1 protein-coding gene is annotated in these 1,641 nt (G+C 68.9%); it reads left to right on the top strand.

What is annotated here, in order from left to right:
• Window positions 1-16: 16 nt before the first annotated feature.
• The coding region (locus tag Q4C89_RS15055) for an SLC13 family permease (RefSeq protein ID WP_303103433.1) at window positions 17-1,641 on the top strand (1,625 nt) is incomplete at its 3' end.

The raw sequence follows: 1,641 nt of genomic DNA, 5'->3' as shown, positions 1-1,641 counted from the left end.
ACAAGGCAGGTAAAACATGGACCCCGTCACCATTCTCCTTATCCTGTTCGTGGCGGCCCTGGTGCTGTTCGCCACAGAGTGGCTCCCGGTGGATGTCACGGCGCTGGGCCTGCTCTCGGCGCTGCTGCTGTTCGGCCTGCTCAAGCCCAAGGAAGCGTTTGCCGGGTTCGGCAGCGACACGGTGCTGACTCTGGCGGGCCTCTTTATCCTGACGCGGGTGCTGCTGCGGGCCGGGGTGATCGAGTGGATAGGCCACACCCTCGCTCGCCGTGCCCGCAACGCCAACGCCATGTTGCGGGCCATGCTCGGCACGGTGGCGGGAGTCAGCGCCGTGACCTCCAACACGGCGACCACGGCGGTCTTTTTGCCCGTCGTCTCGGGCCTGTCGCGCCGCGCCGGAATTCCTGCCAGTCACGCGCTGATGCCGCTGGCCTTCGCGAGCATTCTGGGCGGCACCATCACCGTCATCGGGACGAGTACCAACCTCGTCGTTTCGGGGGCGCTGCCCGCGACGGGCGAGAAGCCGCTGGGCTTTTTCGAACTCGCCTGGGTCGGCGTGCCTGTGGCGCTGCTGGGAATGCTGTACCTCTTTTTCGTGGCTCCTCGGCTGTTGCCCGCCCGCGAAGCGCAACTGGAAGACACGCTGCGGGCGTATCTGGCCGACCTGACGGTGGCTCCCGGCAGTCCGCTGATCGGGCAAACCCTGCGTGAATCGGGCCTGGGCCGCGACCACGGGCTGACGGTGGTGGCGGTGCGCCGGGGCGAAGTGACGACCTACGCGCCGGGGGCCGACTTCGTGATTGCCGAGGGTGACACCCTGGCCCTTGAAGGCCCCACCGAGCGCATCCTGGCAGGCAAGACGAACCTGGGCGTGGTCAGCCGCAGCGAGCAAAAGCTGCTGGCCGCCGAGGGCGTGCCGACAGGGGCCAGCGTGCGGCTGGTCGAGGCGGTGGTGCTGCCCGGTTCGCCGCTGCTGGGGCGCACCCTGCGCGAGGCCCGCTTCCGCGAACGCTACGGCCTGAGCGTGCTGGCCCTGCACCGCCGCGAACGCACCACCGAGCGCCTGGGACAGGTGCGGGTGCGGGTGGGCGACGTGCTGCTCATTCAGGGACAGGCCGATAAGGTGGCGGGCCTGGGCGAACATTTCGCCGTGCTGGGCGACCTGACCGACAAGCAGAGTGACCTGAAGAAAGCTCCGCTGGCCCTGCTCCTTTTTCTGGGGGCGGTGGTGGCGGGCGCACTCGGCGTGGTGCCGCTGGGCGTGGCGGTGGTGGCGGCGGTGGCCCTCAGCCTGGGCCTGCGCCTGATCAGCCCCGAAGAGGCTTATGCCAGTGTCGAGTGGCCCGTGATTGTGCTGGTGGCCTGTATGCTCGCCTTCGGCACGGCCTTCGAGCAGACGGGGGCGGCGAAGGTGCTGACAGGCGCTCTCTCCGGCATTCTGGAACCGCTGGGGCCGTATGGTCTGCTGGGGGCGCTGTTCGTGGTCACAGTGCTGCTGACCCAGCCCATGAGCAACCAGGCCGCCGCGCTGGTCATGCTGCCCCTCGCCATCGGCACCGCCAAGGCGCTGGGCTACGACCCCCGGCCCTTCGTCATCGGCATCACGGTGGCGGCGAGCAACTCGTTCATCACGCCGCTGGA

The sequence above is a fragment of the Deinococcus sp. genome, from assembly GCF_030523985.1.
Taxonomy (GTDB): domain Bacteria; phylum Deinococcota; class Deinococci; order Deinococcales; family Deinococcaceae; genus Deinococcus.
The sequence above is the reverse complement of the archived record's forward strand: the minus strand, read 5'-3'. Positions and strand labels throughout refer to the sequence as shown.